General features: G+C 52.5%; 18 protein-coding genes and 2 pseudogenes. All 20 read left to right on the top strand.

The genetic code is table 11. The features are described 5' to 3' along the window. The first annotated feature begins 217 nt into the window (after nt 1–217). The 20 genes and pseudogenes from serC to AB4O09_RS22345 all read left to right on the top strand — a co-directional run bounded on the left by serC (nt 218) and on the right by AB4O09_RS22345 (nt 20,879). A pseudogene (gene serC / locus AB4O09_RS22440) lies at nt 218–1,302 on the top strand (3-phosphoserine/phosphohydroxythreonine transaminase). Then, nucleotides 1,302–2,396, top strand: coding sequence for a prephenate dehydratase (gene pheA / locus AB4O09_RS22435; protein WP_003199233.1), 1,095 nt, complete (start codon nt 1,302–1,304; stop codon nt 2,394–2,396). Before serC ends, pheA begins: the two are co-directional and overlap by 1 nt. Nucleotides 2,397–2,409: 13 nt before the next feature. After that, complete coding sequence (gene hisC, locus AB4O09_RS22430) at nt 2,410–3,522, top strand: histidinol-phosphate transaminase (RefSeq protein ID WP_003199235.1); 1,113 nt, start codon at nt 2,410–2,412, stop codon at nt 3,520–3,522. Between the two features lie 28 nt (nt 3,523–3,550). Further along, nucleotides 3,551–5,758, top strand: coding sequence for a bifunctional prephenate dehydrogenase/3-phosphoshikimate 1-carboxyvinyltransferase (locus tag AB4O09_RS22425; protein WP_003199237.1), 2,208 nt, complete (start codon nt 3,551–3,553; stop codon nt 5,756–5,758). Continuing rightward, nucleotides 5,755–6,444 carry a (d)CMP kinase gene (cmk, locus tag AB4O09_RS22420; protein ID WP_003199238.1) on the top strand — a complete coding sequence of 230 codons (690 nt, stop codon included), beginning with the start codon at nt 5,755–5,757 and terminating at the stop codon, nt 6,442–6,444. Before AB4O09_RS22425 ends, cmk begins: the two co-directional genes overlap by 4 nt. Nucleotides 6,445–6,564: 120 nt before the next feature. Next, nucleotides 6,565–8,253: a 30S ribosomal protein S1 gene (rpsA, locus tag AB4O09_RS22415; protein ID WP_003199242.1), complete on the top strand. Its 1,689-nt coding sequence runs from the start codon at nt 6,565–6,567 to the stop codon at nt 8,251–8,253. A 226-nt stretch (nt 8,254–8,479) separates the two neighbouring features. After that, a complete protein-coding gene (locus AB4O09_RS22410) occupies nt 8,480–8,758 on the top strand; it encodes a hypothetical protein (RefSeq protein ID WP_013692555.1) in 279 nt (92 codons plus the stop codon). A 136-nt stretch (nt 8,759–8,894) separates the two neighbouring features. Then, nucleotides 8,895–9,188, top strand: a complete 294-nt coding sequence (ihfB, locus tag AB4O09_RS22405; RefSeq protein ID WP_038858476.1) for an integration host factor subunit beta — start codon at nt 8,895–8,897, stop codon at nt 9,186–9,188. 27 nt (nt 9,189–9,215) lie between these two features. Further along, nucleotides 9,216–9,455: a lipopolysaccharide assembly protein LapA domain-containing protein gene (locus tag AB4O09_RS22400; protein ID WP_038858477.1), complete on the top strand. Its 240-nt coding sequence runs from the start codon at nt 9,216–9,218 to the stop codon at nt 9,453–9,455. Nucleotides 9,456–9,663: 208 nt separating this feature from the next. Next, complete coding sequence (locus AB4O09_RS22395) at nt 9,664–10,131, top strand: GDP-mannose 4,6-dehydratase (protein ID WP_308460556.1); 468 nt, start codon at nt 9,664–9,666, stop codon at nt 10,129–10,131. Continuing rightward, nucleotides 10,121–11,191, top strand: coding sequence for an LPS O-antigen chain length determinant protein WzzB (locus AB4O09_RS22390; protein ID WP_038858479.1), 1,071 nt, complete (start codon nt 10,121–10,123; stop codon nt 11,189–11,191). The genes AB4O09_RS22395 and AB4O09_RS22390 overlap by 11 nt, the downstream gene beginning before the upstream one ends. A 413-nt stretch (nt 11,192–11,604) precedes the next feature. Beyond that, entirely contained in the window at nt 11,605–12,165 is a 561-nt protein-coding gene (locus tag AB4O09_RS22385) for an acyltransferase (RefSeq protein WP_038858482.1), read from the top strand. Continuing rightward, nucleotides 12,162–13,307, top strand: coding sequence for a dTDP-4-amino-4,6-dideoxygalactose transaminase (gene rffA, locus AB4O09_RS22380; RefSeq protein ID WP_038858484.1), 1,146 nt, complete (start codon nt 12,162–12,164; stop codon nt 13,305–13,307). Before AB4O09_RS22385 ends, rffA begins: the two co-directional genes overlap by 4 nt. Next, complete coding sequence (locus AB4O09_RS22375) at nt 13,291–14,586, top strand: O-antigen translocase (RefSeq protein WP_080587862.1); 1,296 nt, start codon at nt 13,291–13,293, stop codon at nt 14,584–14,586. Before rffA ends, AB4O09_RS22375 begins: the two co-directional genes overlap by 17 nt. Further along, nucleotides 14,586–15,494, top strand: a complete 909-nt coding sequence (locus tag AB4O09_RS22370; protein ID WP_038858487.1) for a glycosyltransferase family 2 protein — start codon at nt 14,586–14,588, stop codon at nt 15,492–15,494. Before AB4O09_RS22375 ends, AB4O09_RS22370 begins: the two co-directional genes overlap by 1 nt. Before the next feature lie 37 nt (nt 15,495–15,531). Then, complete coding sequence (locus tag AB4O09_RS22365) at nt 15,532–16,626, top strand: EpsG family protein (protein WP_038858489.1); 1,095 nt, start codon at nt 15,532–15,534, stop codon at nt 16,624–16,626. Beyond that, nucleotides 16,623–17,582, top strand: coding sequence for an NAD-dependent epimerase/dehydratase family protein (locus AB4O09_RS22360; RefSeq protein WP_223527802.1), 960 nt, complete (start codon nt 16,623–16,625; stop codon nt 17,580–17,582). The genes AB4O09_RS22365 and AB4O09_RS22360 overlap by 4 nt, the downstream gene beginning before the upstream one ends. Nucleotides 17,583–17,723: 141 nt before the next feature. Then, nucleotides 17,724–18,884 (top strand): glycosyltransferase family 4 protein, encoded by a 1,161-nt coding sequence (locus tag AB4O09_RS22355; RefSeq protein ID WP_038858494.1) that lies wholly within the window; start codon nt 17,724–17,726, stop codon nt 18,882–18,884. 2 nt (nt 18,885–18,886) lie between these two features. Beyond that, nucleotides 18,887–19,863: pseudogene (locus AB4O09_RS22350) on the top strand (UDP-glucose 4-epimerase family protein). Continuing rightward, nucleotides 19,863–20,879, top strand: coding sequence for an MraY family glycosyltransferase (locus AB4O09_RS22345; RefSeq protein WP_460108439.1), 1,017 nt, complete (start codon nt 19,863–19,865; stop codon nt 20,877–20,879). The pseudogene AB4O09_RS22350 and the gene AB4O09_RS22345 overlap by 1 nt, the downstream one beginning before the upstream one ends. Nucleotides 20,880–20,931 lie beyond the last annotated feature (52 nt).

The raw sequence follows: 20,931 nt of genomic DNA, 5'->3' as shown, positions 1-20,931 counted from the left end.
GGGGGCGGATGAAGATTCGCCCCCTTGTTGTTTGTCTCGTTTGAAAGTTTGCGACACTGCACATTAGGATCGTTCCCACGCTCCGCGTGGGAATGCCGCTCGGGACGCTCCGCGTCCCATGACGCAGAGCGTCATTGGATGCATTCCCACGCAGAGCGTGGGAACGATCAGTGTTGAACAAGATTTATGTGACCACCAGATCAGAGCGAGATTGGATGTGAGCAAGAGAGCCTATAACTTCTGTGCCGGCCCGGCGGCGCTTCCTGAGGCGGTCCTGAAGCGTGCCCAGGGTGAACTTCTCGACTGGCACGGCAAGGGCCTGTCGGTCATGGAAATGAGTCATCGCAGCGATGAGTTCGTATCCATTGCCACCAAGGCCGAGCAGGACCTGCGTGATCTGCTGAACATCCCGTCCAATTACAAGGTGCTGTTCCTGCAGGGCGGCGCGAGCCAGCAGTTCGCCCAGATCCCGTTGAACCTGCTGCCGGAAAGTGGCAAGGCCGACTACATCGATACCGGTATCTGGTCGCAGAAAGCCATCGAAGAAGCTTCGCGCTACGGTCACGTCAACGTGGCTGCCACCGCCAAGCCCTACGATTATTTCGCGATTCCCGGCCAGAACGAATGGAACCTGTCCAAGGACGCGGCCTACGTTCACTACGCGCCGAACGAAACCATCGGTGGCCTGGAATTCAACTGGATCCCGGAAACCGGCGACGTGCCATTGGTGGCCGACATGTCCTCGGACATTTCTCGCGCCCTGTGGATATCTCCCGTTTCGGCATGATCTACGCTGGCGCCCAGAAAAACATCGGCCCTAGCGGCATCCTGGTCAGCATCATTCGTGAAGACCTGCTGGGGCGTGCCCGTTCCCTGTGCCCGACCATGCTCAACTACAAGGTCGCGGCCGACAACGGCTCGATGTACAACACTCCGCCGACCCTGGCCTGGTACCTCTCCGGCCTGGTGTTCGAATGGCTGAAGGAGCAGGGCGGTGTCGAAGCCATCGGCAAGCTCAACGAAGTCAAGCAGCGCACGCTGTATGACTTCATCGACGCCAGCGGTCTCTACAGCAACCCGATCAACAAGACCGATCGTTCGTGGATGAACGTGCCGTTCCGCCTGGCCGACGACCGTCTGGACAAGCCGTTCCTGGCCGGCGCCGACGAGCGTGGCCTGCTGAACCTCAAGGGCCACCGTTCGGTCGGTGGCATGCGTGCCTCCATCTACAACGCCGTCGACATCAACGCCGTCAATGCGTTGATCGCCTACATGGCAGAGTTCGAGAAGGAACATGGCTGATGTCTGAGCAAGAACTCAAGGCGCTGCGCCTGCGCATCGATGCCCTGGACGAAAAGGTCCTGGAGCTGATCAGCGAGCGTGCGCGCTGCGCCCAGGAAGTCGCCCGGGTGAAGATGGCCTCCCTGGCCGAAGGCGAAGTGCCGGTGTTCTATCGTCCTGAGCGTGAAGCTCAGGTGCTCAAGCGTGTCATGGAGCGCAACAAGGGGCCGCTGGGCAACGAAGAGATGGCGCGGTTGTTCCGCGAAATCATGTCGTCGTGCCTGGCGCTCGAACAGCCGCTGAAAGTCGCCTACCTGGGCCCGGAAGGGACCTTCACCCAGGCCGCCGCCATGAAGCACTTTGGTCACGCCGTGATCAGCAAGCCAATGGCGGCCATCGACGAAGTCTTCCGTGAAGTGGCGGCCGGCGCGGTGAATTTCGGCGTGGTGCCGGTGGAGAACTCCACCGAAGGCGCGGTCAACCACACGCTGGACAGCTTCCTCGAACATGACATGGTGATCTGCGGCGAAGTCGAGCTGCGTATCCACCATCACCTGCTGGTCGGCGAGAACACCAAGACCGACAGCATCAGCCGGATCTATTCCCATGCCCAGTCGTTGGCCCAGTGCCGCAAGTGGCTGGACGCCCATTACCCGAACGTCGAGCGCGTAGCGGTATCGAGCAACGCCGAAGCGGCCAAGCGGGTCAAGGGTGAGTGGAACTCGGCGGCGATTGCTGGCGATATGGCGGCCGGCCTCTATGGGCTGACTCGCCTGGCCGAGAAAATCGAGGATCGCCCAGACAACTCCACGCGGTTCCTGATGATCGGCAGCCAGGAAGTGCCGCCGACTGGCGACGACAAGACTTCGATCATCGTCTCCATGAGCAACAAGCCTGGTGCGCTCCATGAGCTGCTGGTGCCGTTCCACGACAACGGTATCGACCTGACGCGGATCGAGACCCGTCCGTCGCGCAGCGGTAAATGGACCTACGTGTTCTTCATCGATTTTGTCGGCCACCACCGCGATCCGCTGGTAAAAGGTGTGCTGGAGAAAATCAGTCAGGAAGCAGTGGCACTCAAGGTGCTGGGTTCCTACCCCAAGGCAGTTCTTTAAGGGCGGATAGCAAATGAGTGGCAACTTCCTCGCTCTGGCTCAGCCAGGCGTGCAACAACTCTCGCCTTACGTTCCGGGCAAGCCCGTGGACGAACTGGCCCGCGAGCTGGACCTGGATCCGGCCAGCATCGTCAAGTTGGCGAGCAACGAAAACCCGTTGGGCGCGAGCCCCAAGGCGCTGGCGGCGATCCGCGACGAACTGGCCGAGCTGACCCGTTACCCCGATGGTAATGGGTTTGCGCTGAAAAGCCTGCTGGCCGAGCGCTGTGGCGTCGAGCTGAACCAAGTGACGCTGGGCAACGGCTCCAACGACATTCTTGAGTTGGTGGCGCGCGCGTACCTGGCACCAGGTCTCAACGCCGTGTTCAGCGAGCACGCGTTTGCGGTCTACCCGATTGCGACCCAGGCCGTGGGCGCGGATGCCCATGTGGTCCCGGCCAAAAACTGGGGACACGATCTGCCGGCCATGCTGGCTGCCATCGACGCCAACACGCGGGTGGTCTTCATTGCCAACCCGAACAACCCGACCGGCACCTGGTTCGATGCCCAGGCCCTGGACGACTTCCTGCAAGACGTGCCTGCGCACGTGCTTGTGGTGTTGGACGAGGCCTACATCGAATACGCCGAAGGCAGCGATTTGCCCGATGGCCTGGATTTCCTCGCTGCCTACCCGAACCTGCTGGTTTCGCGCACGTTCTCGAAAGCCTACGGCCTGGCCTCGCTACGGGTTGGCTACGGCTTGTCCACCGCCGTGGTGGCCGATGTGCTGAACCGCGTGCGCCAGCCATTCAACGTCAACAGCTTCGCCCTGGCAGCCGCCTGCGCCGCATTGCAGGATGAGGCCTACCTGGCCGAAAGCCGTCGCCTGAACGCGGCCGGCATGCAGCAGTTGGAAGCGGGGTTCCGGGAGTTGGGCTTGAGCTGGATTCCATCCAAAGGCAACTTCATCTGCGTCGACCTGGGGCGTGTCGCCGCGCCGGTGTATCAGGGGCTGCTGCGCGAAGGCGTGATCGTGCGTCCGGTGGCCAACTACGGCATGCCGAACCACCTGCGCATCACCATCGGCCTGCCAGCGGAAAACAACCGTTTCCTTGAGGCGTTGAGCAAGGTTCTGGCTCGTGGTTGATGTCACTTCTCTGCAACCTGCTGCCCCTATGATCGGTCGCCTGGTGGTGGTCGGCCTGGGGTTGATTGGCGGTTCGTTTGCCAAGGGCTTGCGTGAAAGCGGCCTGTGCCGCGAGGTGGTCGGTGTCGACCTGGATCCGCAGTCGCGCAAGCTGGCCGTGGAGCTGGGGGTGGTCGATCGCTGCGAGGATGACCTGGCGATCGCTTGCCAGGGCGCGGACGTAATCCAGTTGGCTGTGCCGATCCTGGCCATGGAAAAACTGCTGGCGCGTCTGGCGACCATGAACCTGGGGCAAGCGATCCTGACCGACGTCGGTAGCGCCAAGGGCAACGTCGTGCGTGCGGCCACCGAGGCTTTCGGTGGGATGCCGGCGCGCTTCGTACCCGGCCATCCGATTGCCGGTTCCGAGCAGAGCGGGGTGGAAGCCTCCAACGCCGAGTTGTTTCGTCGCCACAAAGTGATCCTCACGCCGCTGGACCAGACGGATCCAGCCGCGCTGGCGATGGTGGACCGTTTGTGGCGCGAATTGGGCGCCGATGTCGAGCACATGCAGGTCGAGCGCCACGATGAAGTGTTGGCTGCCACCAGCCACTTGCCGCACCTGTTGGCGTTCGGCCTGGTGGATTCGTTGGCCAAACGCAATGAAAATCTTGAGATCTTCCGTTACGCTGCCGGCGGTTTCCGCGATTTCACGAGAATCGCTGGAAGCGACCCGGTCATGTGGCACGACATCTTCCTCGCCAACCGCGAAGCTGTCCTGCGCACACTCGATACATTTCGCAGCGACCTCGACGCCTTGCGCGACGCGGTCGATGCAGGGGACGGGCACCAATTGCTGGGCGTTTTCACACGCGCCAGGGTGGCCCGCGAGCATTTCAGTAAAATCCTGGCCCGTCGGGCCTATGTGGACGCTATGAACTCCAACGATCTGATTTTCCTGGCACAACCTGGTGGCTCCCTGAGCGGGCGTATTCGTGTACCGGGCGATAAATCGATTTCCCACCGTTCGATCATGCTCGGCTCCCTGGCCGAAGGCGTGACCGAGGTGGAAGGCTTCCTTGAGGGCGAAGACGCCCTGGCGACGCTGCAAGCGTTTCGCGACATGGGCGTGGTCATCGAAGGTCCGCACCACGGTCGCGTGACCATCCATGGTGTCGGCCTGCACGGCCTCAAGCCTGCCCCGGGTCCAATCTACCTGGGTAACTCCGGGACCTCGATGCGCCTGTTGTCCGGCCTGCTGGCCGCGCAGGACTTCGACAGCACCCTGACCGGTGATGCCTCGCTGTCCAAGCGCCCGATGAATCGCGTCGCCAACCCATTGCGGGAAATGGGCGCGGTCATCGAGACGGCCGCCGACGGTCGTCCGCCGATGATCATCCGCGGTGGCAACAAGCTCAAGGGCCTGACCTACACCATGCCAATGGCCAGCGCCCAGGTGAAATCCTGCCTGCTGCTGGCCGGTCTCTACGCCGAAGGCAAGACCACCGTCACCGAACCGGCCCCGACCCGCGATCATACCGAGCGCATGCTGCGCGGCTTCGGCTACCCGGTCACGGTCGATGGCGCCACGGCGTCCGTCGAGTCTGGCAGCAAGCTGACCGCGACCCACATCGAAGTGCCGGGCGACATCTCGTCGTCGGCGTTCTTCCTGGTGGCCGCCTCGATCGCCGAAGGCTCCGACCTGGTGCTCGAGCACGTCGGCATCAATCCGACCCGTACCGGCGTGATCGACATCCTGCGCTTGATGGGCGCTGACATCACCCTGGAAAACCAGCGTGAAGTCGGCGGCGAACCCGTGGCGGACCTGCGCGTACGAGCAGCTAAACTCAAGGGTATCGAGATTCCGGAGGCTCTGGTTCCGCTGGCCATCGACGAGTTCCCGGTGCTGTTCGTGGCGGCCGCCTGTGCAGAAGGGCGCACCGTATTGACGGGCGCTGAGGAACTGCGGGTCAAGGAATCGGATCGTATCCAGGTGATGGCTGATGGCTTGCTCGCCCTTGGCGTCAAGTGCCAGCCGACGCCGGACGGCATCATCATCGACGGCGGCCCGATTGGCGGCGGCGAAGTCCATGGTCACGGCGACCACCGTATCGCCATGGCCTTCAGTGTTGCGTCTTTGCGCGCCAGCGCGCCGATTCGCATCCATGATTGCGCCAACGTCGCGACGTCGTTCCCGAACTTCCTGGCGCTGTGCGCACAGGTCGGTATTCGAGTGGCACAAGAGGCACAGTCGTGAACATCAAGGCACCGGTCATCACCATCGATGGTCCGAGCGGTTCGGGCAAGGGGACCGTCGCCGGGATCCTGGCCAGGCAGCTGGGCTGGAATCTGCTCGATTCGGGTGCCTTGTATCGTCTATTGGCGTTCGCTGCCGCGAACCATGGCGTCGACCTGACCAACGAAGAGTTGCTCAAGGCGCTGGCCGCTCATCTGGATGTGCAATTCATTGCCGCGGCCGACGGTCAGCTCCAGCGCATCATTCTGGAAGGTGACGAAGTCAGCGACGTCATTCGTACCGAAAGCGTGGGGGCCGGGGCCTCCCAGGTCGCCGCGCTGCCCGCGGTGCGCGAAGCCTTGTTGCAACGTCAGCGCGCATTCCAGGAGCCGCCGGGACTGGTGGCAGACGGTCGCGACATGGGCACGGTGGTTTTTCCCGATGCACCGCTGAAGATTTTCCTCACCGCCAGTGCGGAGGAGAGGGCGCGTCGCCGATATTTGCAGTTGAAGGGCAAAGGCGAGGATGTTAGTCTGTCGAGTCTGCTAGATGAGATCCGTGCACGCGATGAGCGTGACACCCAGCGCGCAGTAGCCCCGCTCAAACCGGCGGCTGATGCGATACAGCTGGATTCCACGGAGTTGTCCATCGACCAGGTGTTGCAACGCATCATGAGCGAGATCGCCATTCGCGATATCGCCGGGTGACCCGGAAGCCCTGCAGGGGACCAGTCATAGTCCTGCGGTGCTTCCTTTATATGAAACTAACCCACACCGTCTGGGGTGTGGAGGCGGGCGTATTCTTCGCCCTAATCAACAGGAATTAAAATGAGCGAAAGCTTTGCGGAACTCTTTGAAGAAAGCCTGAAAACCCTGAACCTTCAGGCAGGCTCCATCATCACCGGTGTTATCGTTGATATCGATTACCAAGCTCGCTGGGTAACCGTTCACGCTGGTCTGAAGTCTGAAGCACTCATCCCGCTTGAGCAGTTCTACAACGACGCTGGCGAACTGAACATCAACGTCGGTGACGAAGTTCACGTTGCGCTGGACTCGGTTGAAGATGGCTTTGGTGAAACCAAGCTGTCCCGTGAAAAAGCCAAGCGCGCTGAATGCTGGATCGTTCTGGAAGCGGCTTTCGCAGCTGAGGAAGTGGTCAAGGGCGTTATCAACGGTAAGGTTAAAGGCGGCTTCACTGTCGACGTTAACGGCATCCGTGCGTTCCTGCCAGGTTCCCTGGTTGACGTCCGTCCAGTGCGCGATACCACGCACCTGGAAGGCAAAGAGCTGGAATTCAAGGTCATCAAGCTGGACCAGAAGCGCAACAACGTTGTCGTTTCCCGTCGCAGTGTCCTGGAAGCCGAGAACTCCGCCGAGCGTGAAGCTCTGCTGGAATCGCTGCAGGAAGGCCAGCAGGTCAAGGGTATCGTCAAGAACCTCACCGATTACGGCGCATTCGTCGATCTGGGTGGCGTCGATGGCCTGCTGCACATCACCGACATGGCCTGGAAGCGTATCAAGCATCCTTCGGAAATCGTCAACGTTGGCGACGAGATCGATGTCAAGGTTCTGAAGTACGATCGCGAGCGCAATCGTGTTTCCCTGGGCCTCAAGCAACTGGGTGAAGATCCATGGGTCGCTATCAAAGCCCGTTACCCAGAAAGCACCCGCGTCACCGCTCGTGTTACCAACCTCACCGACTACGGCTGCTTCGCTGAGCTGGAAGAAGGCGTTGAAGGCCTGGTACACGTTTCCGAAATGGACTGGACCAACAAGAACATCCACCCTTCGAAAGTCGTACAAGTCGGCGACGAAGTGGAAGTCATGGTTCTGGACATCGACGAAGAGCGTCGTCGTATCTCCCTCGGCATCAAGCAGTGCAAGTCCAACCCATGGGAAGACTTCTCTGGCCAATTCAACAAGGGCGATAAAATCTCCGGCACCATCAAGTCGATCACCGATTTCGGTATCTTCATTGGTCTGGACGGCGGCATCGACGGCCTGGTTCACCTGTCCGACATCTCCTGGAACGAAGTGGGCGAAGAAGCCGTACGTCGTTTCAAGAAGGGCGACGAGCTGGACACCGTTATCCTGTCGGTTGACCCAGAGCGCGAGCGCATCTCCCTGGGTATCAAGCAACTGGAAAGCGATCCGTTCTCCGAGTACGTTCAAGAGAACGACAAAGGCGCAATCGTTAAGGGCATCGTGAAAGAAGTTGACGCTAAAGGCGCCATCATCACTCTGGCCGACGATATCGAAGCGACTCTGAAAGCCTCCGAAATCAGCCGTGACCGCGTTGAAGACGCGCGCAACGTTCTGAAAGAAGGCGAAGAAGTAGAAGCCAAGATCATCAGCGTTGACCGCAAGAGCCGCGTAATCCAGCTCTCCATCAAGTCGAAAGACGATGCTGAAGAGAAAGAAGCAATCCAGAGCCTGCGCGAAAAGCCAGCTGAGATTGCTGCTGGTCCTACCACTCTGGGCGACCTGCTGCGTGCACAAATGGAAAAACAGAACTGAGTTCTGTCAGACCATAGAAAAAGGGCGACTTCGGTCGCCCTTTTTTGTGCCTGCGAAATTTCAAGATTCTCTGCAAGTCGCTGCCGATGACAGCGTTGATTCGGGGCACTGCGAAACCAACCCATCAACCCAGCTGTCTCTTTTATGAAGCGGATCAATAATCTATTCAGGGCGTGGCTCCGACTTGTATAAGTGATCGATCCGGACCTCTGTCTAAAGGAACTGAATGAACAAGCTCTTTCTGGTATTGAGTGTCTTGGTGCTGGCAGCTTGCTCTACGAGTGCCAAGACCCACGCAGTGCGTGGTGTCAGTGGTATCGAGGTCGACTGCTCGGGGTTGGGTTCCGGCTGGGAGAAGTGCCACAAGAGAGCTGCAAGAGAGTGCAAGGGGGCTGGTTACAAGGTGATTACCCGATCCGACGATGCGAAGGATGAAGATCAGTATCCCTTTGGTTTCAATCCGGCTGGCTATCTGACTCGTACGATGCTGGTCATCTGTCGATAGCATCTCCCTGCTTGCGCGGAAAGAGGCAATAGGGGAGTCAAGAAGAATGTCAATACTTGGGCTGTTCAAATCCCTCCGGTCATGCTAAAACCTTTTCAAGCGATTTTCCTAGCTGCTTGAAAAAGAAGGGAAAAATATGACGAAGTCGGAGTTGATCGAACGAATTGTCACCCATCAAGGGCTACTCTCATCCAAGGATGTGGAGCTGGCCATCAAGACCATGCTTGAACAGATGTCCCAGTGTTTGGCTACGGGTGATCGTATTGAAATCCGTGGTTTCGGCAGCTTTTCCCTGCATTACCGCGCCCCGCGGGTTGGGCGCAATCCGAAAACCGGTCAATCCGTCAGCCTTGATGGAAAGTTTGTCCCTCATTTCAAACCAGGCAAAGAACTCCGTGACCGGGTTAATGAGGAAGAGGAGGGGATTTGATAGTCGCTCTAATGCAGGTATCAGCTCATGCGTAATCTCAAGCGTGTAGTGCTCGCAGTGTTCGTCCTGTTGCTGGTTCTGGCGATACTGACATTCGTTCTCGAGAATCAGCAGTCGGTCTCCCTGTTCTTCCTTGGGTGGGCAGGACCGGTGTTGCCGGTGTCACTGGTCATGATTCTAGCGCTGTTGATCGGTATGGTGGTCGGACCGGTTCTTGGCTGGTTGGTGGGACGTGCGCGTAGAGCTGCACGTAAACGCCTTGTTTGACCTTTAATGCAAGTCGAAATTATCCCGGCAGGTTGCCCATAGTCAAATCGTTATCATGCTGTAAAATGCCGGGTTTACGCGATAATGGTATGCTTCACATCGGTTCAGGCTGTCTCTTTCGGGGGATCAGCTTAGGATGACTTCTACATTCATGGATGAGCGGCGTTTTGTAAGCGCTCCTATCAGCTACCTAAAGGATGTAGTTCTCGTGAACGTCCTAGTTACCGATGATGCTGGGTTTATCGGCCCAGCAGTTATCTTTTATGTTATCTCCCTTGCTGCCGACTCTGTGGCCGAAGTTAGCCAGCGTTTCCATTATGTATTTGATCGCGTCGATATCTGCCACCGCGATCAAATCGAACATGTCTCGCGCGAGCAACACCCAGACACCATCCTGCATTTGTCTGAGTCCTATGTCGACCGCTCGATCTCCGGCCCATCTATATTTCTCCAGGCTAACAGCATGGGCACTTACACTCTGCGTGAGGCTAAACGTCATTGTTGGGCCGCATTGGGTGATGTCCGTAAAGATCGCTGTGGCTCCAACATATCTCTACCGAGAACCGGCCAGGACCTGAAGCGGTCTCTCGCGCTGCTTGGCTTTGATCACTCTTGTGCAGCCCATTCGAGGGGCATGATGTTTTCTATTTATAAGGACATGAGTTATGCCGGTTGACTCCAAAAAGCATGTAGATAGTGGCGAGCTCGATGTACATGCTCTCGTGTCTACGCTTTGGCGACAGAAAATTATAGTTTTATGCTTGGCTTTTCTGGGTGCTGCTATCGCTGCGACCTATGCGACTCTTTCCGTTCCCCTCTACGAAGTAAAAGCTCTTATTGTTCCGCCAACGCAAAATGATATAGAAAACCTCAACTACGGGCGGGCAAAACTGCCCACGTTGACGGTTAAAGATGTTTATTCGGTCTTTGTGAAAAGTCTTCAAGCCGAATCTCTTCGTCGAGAGTTCTTTAATAGAACTTATCTGCCGGCCCAGCATCAAGACAGCGACCCCAAGGGGTTGTTTTATGAAAAGCTTTCAAAAAACCTGCAGATTTACGGGAGCGCAGGCAAGGATGCGGTGGATCGATACTCGATTGTCATTCTTGATGCGGATCCCAAACAGGCCGCGATCTGGATAGAGCAATATGTAGAGCGAGCACAAGAACTGGCAATGCAAGAGATCAACAAAAATATATCCAGTGAGTCCAGCGTCAAGGCCTTTAACCTTCAGCAGCGAATCGCTTCGCTTCGTGAAGTTGGAGATAAGATCCGCGAAGACACGCTTGTCAACCTTCGTGAGGCGTTGGTTGTTGCCAAAGCGATTGGGCTGGAAAGACCCCCTATCGTCAATGGTGATTCAAATTCTTCATTAAGCATTGCTGGAGATATGGACGGCGAGCTTACCTATATGCGTGGAACGAAAGCACTGGAAGCTGAAATTGAGAATCTGAAGTCCAGGAAGTCCAATGATCCTTTTATCAAGAAACTCCGGAACTTGGAAAATGATTACAATTTCTATAAACAGCTGTCGGAAAGATTCCAAACGGCTAAAACTTACAGAATGGACGGCGGGGTAGAGGCTTCTGGTTCGCCTGTAAAGCCAAAATATACGCTTGTCGTCTTGATTGGTCTTGTTTTGGGTTTGATGTTGGGTGTGGTAACTGCACTGATTCGGAACAGCTTTTCTAGAGATAAGAGTCAGATATTTAAACGGGTTGATGTTCACTCGTCCTGAGCATGTTATCAATGAGTTTATATAAAGTGTTGCGATCCTAGGCTGTAATATGATGGAACGTTTTTCTTTATGTCAACCTCGGGGGTGGTGATCATTTGCTTATACAATAAAGCCGCGAGCCAAGGTGAAAGAGGCTGCCCGCACTGCTCGCGGACAATAGTCGTGAATAAGGTGCACAATAGCCTCCGCTCAGCTGACTGTTTACATTGCTGTAGGTGGAATCCGATCAGGCGTGAGGTGGAAAATGAAAGGTATCATTCTGGTAAACATGGTTGGTTGAGCACCAGAAAACTTTCCAAAACAGCCAACGAACTGAAAAATAATAGTTATGGTCACTGTCTGCTCTGTCTGATTGGAGAGCAGAAGACCAGTGATGTTTTTAAAGTTTTGGATTGATCTATTGTGGGTGGCCTATGGCATATTTGAGCGAAGCACAGCTAAGCGAACTGGGTTTCAGGAAGCTGGGGAAAAACATAAAAATAAGCGATAAGGCGAGTATCTATAATCCTGAGTGCATAGAGCTTGGCGATTATACAAGGATCGACGATTTTTGCGTGGTGTCGGGGCGGGTAATATTCGGCAAGTATAACCATATTACTCCTATGTGTCTCATTGCCGGCGGAGAGCCTGGGATTGAGTTTGCGGATTTTTGTACGCTGGCCTATGGCGTTAAGATATTTTCTCAATCGGATGACTACAGCGGTGCAACGCTGACCAATTCGCTGATTCCAAAAAAGTATAAAGACGAACTGTTCGCCAAGGTTACACTTGAGCGGCATGTCATCGTAGGGGCCGGCGCTACGGTAATGCCCGGCGTTACAATTAAAGAGGGCTGCTCCATAGGAGCTATGGCGTTGGTTACTAAGAGTACAGATCCTTGGGGGATTTATGCAGGTATACCTGCCGTTCGTATGAAAGAGCGTAAACAAGGTCTCCTGGATTTGGAAAAACAATTTTTGGATGAATTTAAATGACTATTCCATTCAATAAACCACCTTACACTGGTAATGAAGATCAGCACGTCATTGCTGCGATGCGCAGTGGAAAAATGTCTGGTGATGGAGAGTTTTCGCTTCGGTGTCAAAGTTGGTTTGAGGAAAACCTGGGGTGCAAGAAATCGCTGTTGACGCCCTCTTGTACCCAAGCGCTGGAGATGGCGGCGTTGCTGATCGATATACAGCCGGGCGACGAGGTTATAATGCCCAGCTACACATTTGTCAGTACCGCTAACGCTTTTGTGTTGCGCGGCGCAACTATCGTGTTTGTGGATATTCGTGCTGACACTATGAATATTGATGAAGCGCTTATTGAAGCGGCAATAACTGATAAGACAAAAGCAATTGTGCCTGTCCATTATGCGGGCGTTGCCTGCGAAATGGATACCATTATGTCCATTGCTGAACGGCATAATTTGTTTGTGATCGAAGATGCAGCCCAGGGCATGATGTCTACCTACAAGGGTAAGGCATTAGGAACTATTGGGCATTTGGCCGCCTATAGTTTTCACGAAACTAAAAACTATACCAGCGGAGGCGAGGGCGGATTATTAATTATCAATGATGAACAGTTCATTGGCCGGGCCGAAATCATTAGAGAGAAGGGAACCAATCGCAGTCAGTTTTTTCGCGGTATGATTGATAAATATACTTGGGTTGATGTGGGAAGCAGCTACCTCCCAGGAGAACTACAAGCCGCCTATCTGTTTGGTCAGCTCGAAAAAGCAGATCAGATCAATAAGGCAAGGCAGAGGGTCTGGAACTATTATCAGTCGGCGTTGCAGGAGATAAGTCGGAACGGGCGTGCAGAGCTACCTGTCATTCCAAATGGCTGCGATGGGAATGCTCATATGTTTTATATAAAAGTCGGAAATATCGAAGTTCGCACAAAGGTTTTGGATATTTTAAAGAAACAAGGCATTGGTGCTGTATTTCATTACATTCCTCTGCACTCTGCTCCCGCTGGATTACGGCTCGGTCGTTTTCACGGTGCGGATGTGAATACCACGATTGAAAGCGAGCGCCTCCTTCGTCTACCGATCTGGTATGGCATGCAAGAGTCGGAAATGGAGCAGGTAGCTACTGCTGTGATCGGTGCGATTAATGCAACCTGCCCGTAAGAACGAAGTTGGTGTTTCTGATAGAAGACGCGTGCTCATCAGCGCAGCGCTCACCTCGGTCGCTCAAATTTCAAAGATCGGGGTCGGTTTTGCTTTTATCAAGTTTGTTGCGGTATACCTAGGTGCTGAAGGGATGGGGCAACTAGGCCATTTCATGAGTACAGTCACTATACTGTCTTTACTTGCTGGTGGTGGTATCGTTAATGGCTTGATTAAGTATGTTGCTGAGTATAAAAGACGGCCAAAACAACTGATTGATTTTGTGGCAATATCAAAGGCATATTCCTTAATGTTTTGCCTGATTTTGGGCTTTCTGGGGTGTGTCTTTTCCAGTTTTTTGTCGGTGTATATATTTAAAACTCCTGATTACTACTGGGTTGTTGTATTTCTTTCCGTCGCCCAGTTTGGGTTTGCATTCACTAACTTGGTCACAGGCGTGGCTAATGGACTTAGGGACACCAAGACATATGCAATGATCCAGATCGTGGGTAATGTACTTGTACTTCCCGTGAGCTGGGTTCTGATTAAGAATTTACAGTTTATCGGCGCAGCGTTATCGATGGTGTTGTTTTTCTCGCTTTACACTATTCCCGCGATGTATTTCTATCGGCGATCTGTTTTTTTCAGGCTACCGATAGGTTTCAAATGTGAGAGTAAAGGATTCAAGCGGATGCTGGCTTTCACGTTGATGGCAACGGTAGGCGCGGTCAGCGTCCCTCTGATAGAAATAGTCATCCGTGAACAAATTATTGAGCATGTTGGATTAGTAGCGGCTGGTATTTGGCAGGCCTCTATTAAGCTCTCAAGCGCGTATATGGGTTTTTTTACTATCTTTCTCGCTGTGTATTTCATGCCCATGGTGTCAGAGAAAGTAAAGATTGAGCAGATAACACCGCTAGTCTTGAAGTTTATGAAGCTTGTCATGGGGGTTTTTCTAGCAGCGGCAATCGTTTTCTATGCTTTAAGACACTACATTATTCCATTGCTTCTTTCTTCCGAGTTTGTAGCGCTTGAAGGTTTGATTAAGTATCAGTTGTTGGCAGATTTTTTTCGTGTTACCACCTATGTAATCAGCTTTATAGTGGTCGCCAAGGCAGCTTTAAAGATATACCTGATAAGTGAACTGACCCAAGGTTTCATATTTTGCGGGGTGAGCCTCTTTCTGCTAAAGAGTGGGTTGGGAGTCGAGGGGGTTTTTCTTGCTAATCTTATAATGAATGTCGTGTATTTTGTGGTTTCAATTATCGGCTTCATGATTTACCAAAGGAGAGCGGTCTGATGTTGACAGGTAGTGTTGTAGTGTCCTGTTATAACCAGGAAAATTATATTGAAGAGTGCTTGGATAGCATCCTCTCCCAAGAAATTGACTTTGAGTGCGAGATTGTCGTTTCGGACGACTGTTCGACTGATCGTACCCAGGAAAAACTTCTCGCATATTCTAACCGTCATCCGGGGAGAATCAAACTTCTGCTCAGAGATGAGAATGTTGGCGCCGCTTTGAATTATCACGGCGTGCATAAAATGGCAACCGGTGACGTGGTTTACCACTTTGATGGCGATGATGTCATGTTGCCGGGAAAGCTACAGCAACAATATGATGTCTTTAAGAGTCACACAGATGTAAATGTTGTATTTCATAAGGCTGTTTATTTTTCGGATGACAATACGTATTCATCTGAAACGCAATATCCCGATGCGAATACAGAAAAAGTGTCGTTAATCTCGCTTCAGGAAATGGCTCGTTGGGGCGCTATTGCTGTTCACAGTTCCTATGCCTATAGACGGAACTCCAGAAGGGCAATAATCGAACATGAGTTTATGGAGTGGTTTTTTGTGATTGACTCTCTACTCCCAGATAAAAAAGCCGCTTATATAAATGCGCCGCTGGTCAGGTATAGGTGTAATCCTTCAGCCGGTTCCTATCTATCCACCACGGCCGGGAAAATAAAATCTTACAATATTTATCTCAATGACCTTTATGGGTACTTCCACACGCAACCAACATTGCGGACGGATCTGTATTCCAATTTTCTTGTTACATTTTTAGCAATGGCAAGGTCTACTCGTAAATGTACCGCCCAAAGTATCATGTTTTTACTGCGAAATTTATACTGTTTTCGATTAACAACATTTATTGAAACGGTTAATGTCAGAAAGCGGGTCGGGCCTGGTAGCAGGGTACGCTGATGCTACGCTTGAGGTCGCGAATAACTGAGGCAAAAGAATGTTAAGTCTAAATCTATACGGTGCGGCGTTCTACGTGACAAGCGCGATTTTGTTTTTTATCGCTGCAGTCAGAGCGCTGATACGGGATAGTAGGACTGCAGACGTCAACCGCGCCATGGAGATTTTTGTCGTATTGTTTGCGATTGCCGTCGTTTCCTACGATATTTCCAATCGTCCATATGATATGGAGGGAGATACAGCGGTTTATATAAATTTTTTTAGAGATTTAACATCTGGTCTGGATAATCCCTTTCAAACATTCGAACCGGGGTTTATTGCCGTTGTGCAGTTGTTTGGTTATTTTTCACTTGACTATCATAGTTTCTTTTATTTGATTACTTTCGCGTTTTTGTGGTCGTATTACATTCTGATTAGAGCGGTGTTTGGGCGTCAGTCCTCTTGGCCGCTGTTTGTTTTTGGGGCTGTTTTATTTTACCCTTTCTTTTTCTCCTTGACTGCCAATGTTATTCGTCAGGGCCTCGCTCTTTGCTTTATTAATTTTGCATTGTATTTTTGTGTCAGAGGAAGGTCGGGACGTGGCGTAGTACTTTCATTGTTCGCTGCCTTGTTTCATAAGTCTTCAATCGTCTATTTTCCATTTTTTCTCTTCCGGCGGTGGGTATTGGGAGTGGGGGTCTATGGTTTAGTCACCTTGTGGCTTGTCGTATCATTGGCGTCCTACTTCAAGCTGTTTGGTATGTTGGTCGCTGTATTATTTGATTTCTTGTCCGGTTATGGCTTGGTCATTAATTACAGTGAGGTGGGCAATATTGACTATCAGACTGGATTCAGGTTGGATTTCTGGGCCTTCTCGTCGCTGTCTTTATTTTTTTTGGTGACTCTGAAATTGCTCGGAGAGGAGCTCCATAAGCGGGAGCTCTATCTCTTCTATGTATGCGCTTTTCTTTCATGTCTCCATATCGCGATGTTTGATGTGGCCTACAATGACAGGTTTGGTATCTACTCTTGGATTTTCTATCCCTTGGAATTGGCGTATGTCATACGTGCGATTAGCGACAATTTCGCCAGAGGCAAACGACGTGATGACGCACGAAAAGAATCTGTAGTCATACAAGGAGGAGAGGCATCTTGATATTACTGACCGGCGCCAAAGGATTTATTGGAAGCCAGCTGCTTTCGCGGCTTTGTGAGTCGGGCCATAGCGTCAGATTGGTGACCCGTAGCTCCTTTGAGTGTGACTTTAATGGCGTAGAAATTGTGCATGCTGATTTAACAAGTGCGGAGACCAATTATGAATCTTTATTGGCCGGATGCGATGTTGTTTTTAATTGTGCGGGTGAGATCCATAACGAAGAATTGATGCAAGCTCTTCATGTAGACGCTACGGAGCGATTGGTGGCTACTGCGAATCGCCTGGCATGTAAAGAACATCCGATACACTTTGTTCAACTGAGCAGCGTAGGTGCTTACGGGCCGGCCAGGGGCGTCGTGCGCGTCGTCAACGAGCTGACTCTAGAAAATCCACAAGGTACTTATGAAACAACCAAAACGATTGGGGATTCTCGTGTAGCGAAAAATAGAGATAATCAATTTTTCACGTACTCTATTTTGCGTCCATCCAATGTGTTTGGCAAAAGCATGACCAATAACTCACTGCGACAATTGGGTAAAATTGTCAGAAGAGGGTTGTTTTTTTACATAGGCGCTGCCAAAAAAAAATCCGTAGCGACCTACATACACGTTGATGATGTTGTCTCCGCGTTGATGCTCTGCGGGTTCGACCCCAGGGCAAAAGGTGAAGTATTTAACCTTTCCAACGACTGCGCACTGTCGGATTTGATAAACGGCATGGCTGATGCGCAGCATGTGACGAGGCCTAGGTGGAGCCTCCCGGAAGCGCCTTTGCGGTTGATGGTTAGCCTGGTTAATCGCTTTTCGGCTTTGCCTGTGACTCAAGCACGTATTGACGCACTTGTAGCTCGGACCCGTTATCCGTCTACGAAGCTGCTCGATACCCTTGGTTTTATCCCCGAAAGAGAAGTACCGGCAGTGATTTGTGAGCTTTTCGTGGATAAGCAGGCAGGCTAATAGGAGCGTATCAATTGTGTTACTCGATTAGTTACTCCAGAATACAGGTTATATTTTTTCTACGGTTTGTGGGGCTAGGATTATTGGTTTTGGCTGGTTCTGCTCGGGAAGGTCGCCGCCACCGCACAAAGGGGATTTTTTTTGCAGCCTAATGAATTAAAAATTGCTCGGGTTTCGACTGTTCCTTTTTTTGTGGTCACCCAACTACGGGCCCAGATCGAGGCATTGAGCGCTGCGGGTATGGCGGTAACGGTGATTGCCAGTCGCGACGAGATGAGTGATGCACTCGCGCTTGAGAAGAGCTTTACCTATAAGCCTGTGAACATCGAACGAGAAATAAATCCAATCCGGGATTTTTTGAGCTTGGTCACGTTGATTGTTACGTTCAGAAAAAGCAAGTTCGATATCGTACATTCAACAACTCCGAAAGCCGGTTTGCTTTGTGCGATTGCAGGTTTTTTTTCGGGTACGAAGGTTCGGCTACATACGTTCACCGGGCAACCTTGGGTTACCAAGACGGGTATCAAACGAGCGATACTGAAAGGCTGTGACAAGATTATCGGTTTTTTGAATACCCATTGTTACGCCGACAGTGAGAGTCAAAGAAAATTTCTAGTTTCCAACGGGATAATCAAGCCTGAAAAGATATCCGTTATCGGTGCTGGCTCTCTGGCGGGTATTGATCTGGCACGGTTTGAACCCTCCCGTTACCCCTCGGAAAAATTAAATGCGTTGCGAACTGATTTGGCTATTCCCGAGTCAGGTAAGATTCTTTTGTTTGTCGGTAGAATTACGCCTGACAAAGGGCTTAGAGAACTGATGTCAGCATTCAGCGAAATAGTAAAAAAGGACAGTAATATATTTCTTGTGCTGGTCGGCCCCTTTGAGTTGGATGGAAAAAATATCATTGATCAGGTTAGCGAAGTCAGGGTACGAAACAATATAAAGATAGTCGGTTATTCTGACGAACCCGAAAAATATATGGCACTCGCCGATTTACTGTGCCTGCCCAGTTATCGTGAAGGGTTTGGCACCGTCGTTATTGAGGCGGCTGCAATGGGAACACCAACGATTGGCAGCGATATCTATGGCTTGTCTGATGCGATTGTCGACGGAAAAACCGGTGTTTTAGTTCCTGTCCGAGATGCGGTAGCTCTGGAAGGCGCTATTCTGGCCACGCTGAACAACGCTCCCTTGATGATGGCGATGGCGACGGCGGCCCGGAATCGTGCGCTAAAAGATTTTGGGGCGGGCACCTGTTCTGATTTGTTGATCAATGAGTACAAGGGTTTTTTAAATTGACTATTGATGCAGGTCGCGCACCTCAGCGGGTCTTGATTACCGGAGCAACTGGATTCGTTGGCTCTGCGTTGGTCAACGCCTTGGATCAACATCCGGATTATCTACCCATTTCTGTCGTGCGCTCAGAAGAAGATAACCCTGCCGCCAACTCACAATTGTTTTTTATCCAAGGCATCTCTTCCACAACTGATTGGGACGGATGCTTAAAGGGGACTACCACAGTCGTTCATGCTGCTGCGCGGGTGCATGTGATGAACGAAGTGGCTGCCGACGCATTATCCGAGTTTCGAAAGGTTAACGTCGATGGTACCGTCAATCTTGCCCGGCAAGCTGCATGGGCTGGGGTTAGACGTTTTGTCTTCATCAGTTCGATTAAAGTGAATGGCGAGGCGACGAGTCTTGGCCACCCTTTCACTGCGGATGATGATCCTGCGCCTTCAGACCCCTACGGCATCTCCAAAAAGGAAGCGGAAGATGCATTGCGAGCTATCTCGCTAGAGACCGGGATGGAGGTCGTTATTATTCGTCCCCCCTGATTTATGGCCCCGGCGTCAAAGCCAATTTTCGGAGTATGATGGGTTGGCTGAAGAAAGGGATACCACTGCCTTTCGGTGCAATTCATAACAAACGCAGCCTGGTAGCACTCGAAAATCTGGTGAGTTTGATCTTGGTTTGCCTGGAACATCCTAGTGCGGCGGGGCAGGTGTTTTTAGTCAGTGACGGAGCGGATCTGTCAACGACTGAGCTACTGAACAAAACTGCCCGGGCCTTGGGGGTCAAAAGCCGCTTGATTCCCGTGCCGGAGTCTATGTTGATATTTTGTGCTGTTGCTCTAGGGCGTCGAGCATTATCACAGCGGTTGTGCGGAACATTGCAAGTTGATATTAGTAAAACCCGATCGCTACTGTGTTGGAATCCACCTGTTCCCATAGAGGACGCTTTGAATAAAACAGCTAAAGAATTTTTGGAATGTCGTTGATGACAAGCTTATATTGGGTTTTACCGTTGACGCTGGCCGGCGCACTCATAGGTACCGCTGTACTACGTCGATATGCGCTTTCCAATAGTCTTATCGATGTTCCCAATGCACGCAGCTCCCATGTCCTACCCACCCCTAGGGGGGGAGGCGTGGCAATTGTGGTCTCATTCATTTCGAGCGTGGTTTTCCTTGCGTTGACCGGACAGGCATCCTGGTCGCTGACTTTGGCTGTCGTTCTGCCCGGGAGCGCTGTCGCAATCATTGGATTTCTCGATGATCATGGCCATATCCCCGCGCGCTGGCGGTTGCTGGGCCATTTTATCGCAGCGATCGCAGGGATGATCCTCCTCGGCGGCTTATCGCCGATATCCCTATTTGGCATACCTTTGAATCTGGGGTGGGCGGGGTACTTTTTTGGAAGCTTTTATCTGGTCTGGTTATTGAATCTCTATAACTTCATGGACGGGATAGACGGGTTGGCCAGTATGGAGGCGATCTTTGTGTGCCTTGGCGGAGCGCTTCTGTATGTCGCTTCCGGAAATGTCAGTTTTGTATGGGCACCCATAGTGCTGGCATTGGCAGTGGCGGGTTTCTTGTATTGGAATTTCCCCCCAGCTCGTATCTTCATGGGGGATGCCGGTAGTGGCTTCCTGGGGATAACACTGGGGTTCCTTTCCCTGCAAGCAGCCTGGGTCAACCCTGCATTGTTATGGGGATGGCTGATTCTATTGGGCATATTCATCGTCGACGCTACCTGTACTCTATTTGTCCGGCTGCTCAACGGTGACAAGGTGCACGAGGCTCATCGTAGCCATGCTTATCAGTATGCGTCGCGTCGCTTTGGTGGTCACCTGCCCGTTACCTTGTCAGTCACCGGAATAAACCTGATCTGGCTGTTACCGATCGCTACTCTGGTGGCCTTGGGCAATATCGATGGTTTTTCAGGTGTGCTGATAGCCTACGTACCCTTGGTCTTCTTGGCTTTACGGTTCAAGGCCGGTCAGCGTGAAGGCTGATCGAGTGCTTTCTTCCGGGCCGTTTTCGTGGCATATGAAGATTAAGAGCCTG

This window comes from Pseudomonas sp. H1_F01, from assembly GCF_054681425.1.
The sequence above is the reverse complement of the archived record's forward strand: the minus strand, read 5'-3'. Positions and strand labels throughout refer to the sequence as shown.

What these genes read in the sequence shown, in the direction of transcription:
- AB4O09_RS22365 (WP_038858489.1), top strand. Translation starts at nt 15,532, where the DNA reads ATGTTAAGTCTAAATCTATACGGTGCGGCGTTCTACGTGACAAGCGCG.
- AB4O09_RS22370 (WP_038858487.1), top strand. Translation starts at nt 14,586, where the DNA reads ATGTTGACAGGTAGTGTTGTAGTGTCCTGTTATAACCAGGAAAATTAT.
- ihfB (WP_038858476.1), top strand. Translation starts at nt 8,895, where the DNA reads ATGACGAAGTCGGAGTTGATCGAACGAATTGTCACCCATCAAGGGCTA.
- AB4O09_RS22390 (WP_038858479.1), top strand. Translation starts at nt 10,121, where the DNA reads ATGCCGGTTGACTCCAAAAAGCATGTAGATAGTGGCGAGCTCGATGTA.
- pheA (WP_003199233.1), top strand. Translation starts at nt 1,302, where the DNA reads ATGTCTGAGCAAGAACTCAAGGCGCTGCGCCTGCGCATCGATGCCCTG.
- hisC (WP_003199235.1), top strand. Translation starts at nt 2,410, where the DNA reads ATGAGTGGCAACTTCCTCGCTCTGGCTCAGCCAGGCGTGCAACAACTC.
- rpsA (WP_003199242.1), top strand. Translation starts at nt 6,565, where the DNA reads ATGAGCGAAAGCTTTGCGGAACTCTTTGAAGAAAGCCTGAAAACCCTG.
- AB4O09_RS22425 (WP_003199237.1), top strand. Translation starts at nt 3,551, where the DNA reads ATGATCGGTCGCCTGGTGGTGGTCGGCCTGGGGTTGATTGGCGGTTCG.
- AB4O09_RS22410 (WP_013692555.1), top strand. Translation starts at nt 8,480, where the DNA reads ATGAACAAGCTCTTTCTGGTATTGAGTGTCTTGGTGCTGGCAGCTTGC.
- AB4O09_RS22375 (WP_080587862.1), top strand. Translation starts at nt 13,291, where the DNA reads ATGCAACCTGCCCGTAAGAACGAAGTTGGTGTTTCTGATAGAAGACGC.
- AB4O09_RS22400 (WP_038858477.1), top strand. Translation starts at nt 9,216, where the DNA reads ATGCGTAATCTCAAGCGTGTAGTGCTCGCAGTGTTCGTCCTGTTGCTG.
- rffA (WP_038858484.1), top strand. Translation starts at nt 12,162, where the DNA reads ATGACTATTCCATTCAATAAACCACCTTACACTGGTAATGAAGATCAG.
- AB4O09_RS22345 (WP_460108439.1), top strand. Translation starts at nt 19,863, where the DNA reads ATGACAAGCTTATATTGGGTTTTACCGTTGACGCTGGCCGGCGCACTC.
- AB4O09_RS22385 (WP_038858482.1), top strand. Translation starts at nt 11,605, where the DNA reads ATGGCATATTTGAGCGAAGCACAGCTAAGCGAACTGGGTTTCAGGAAG.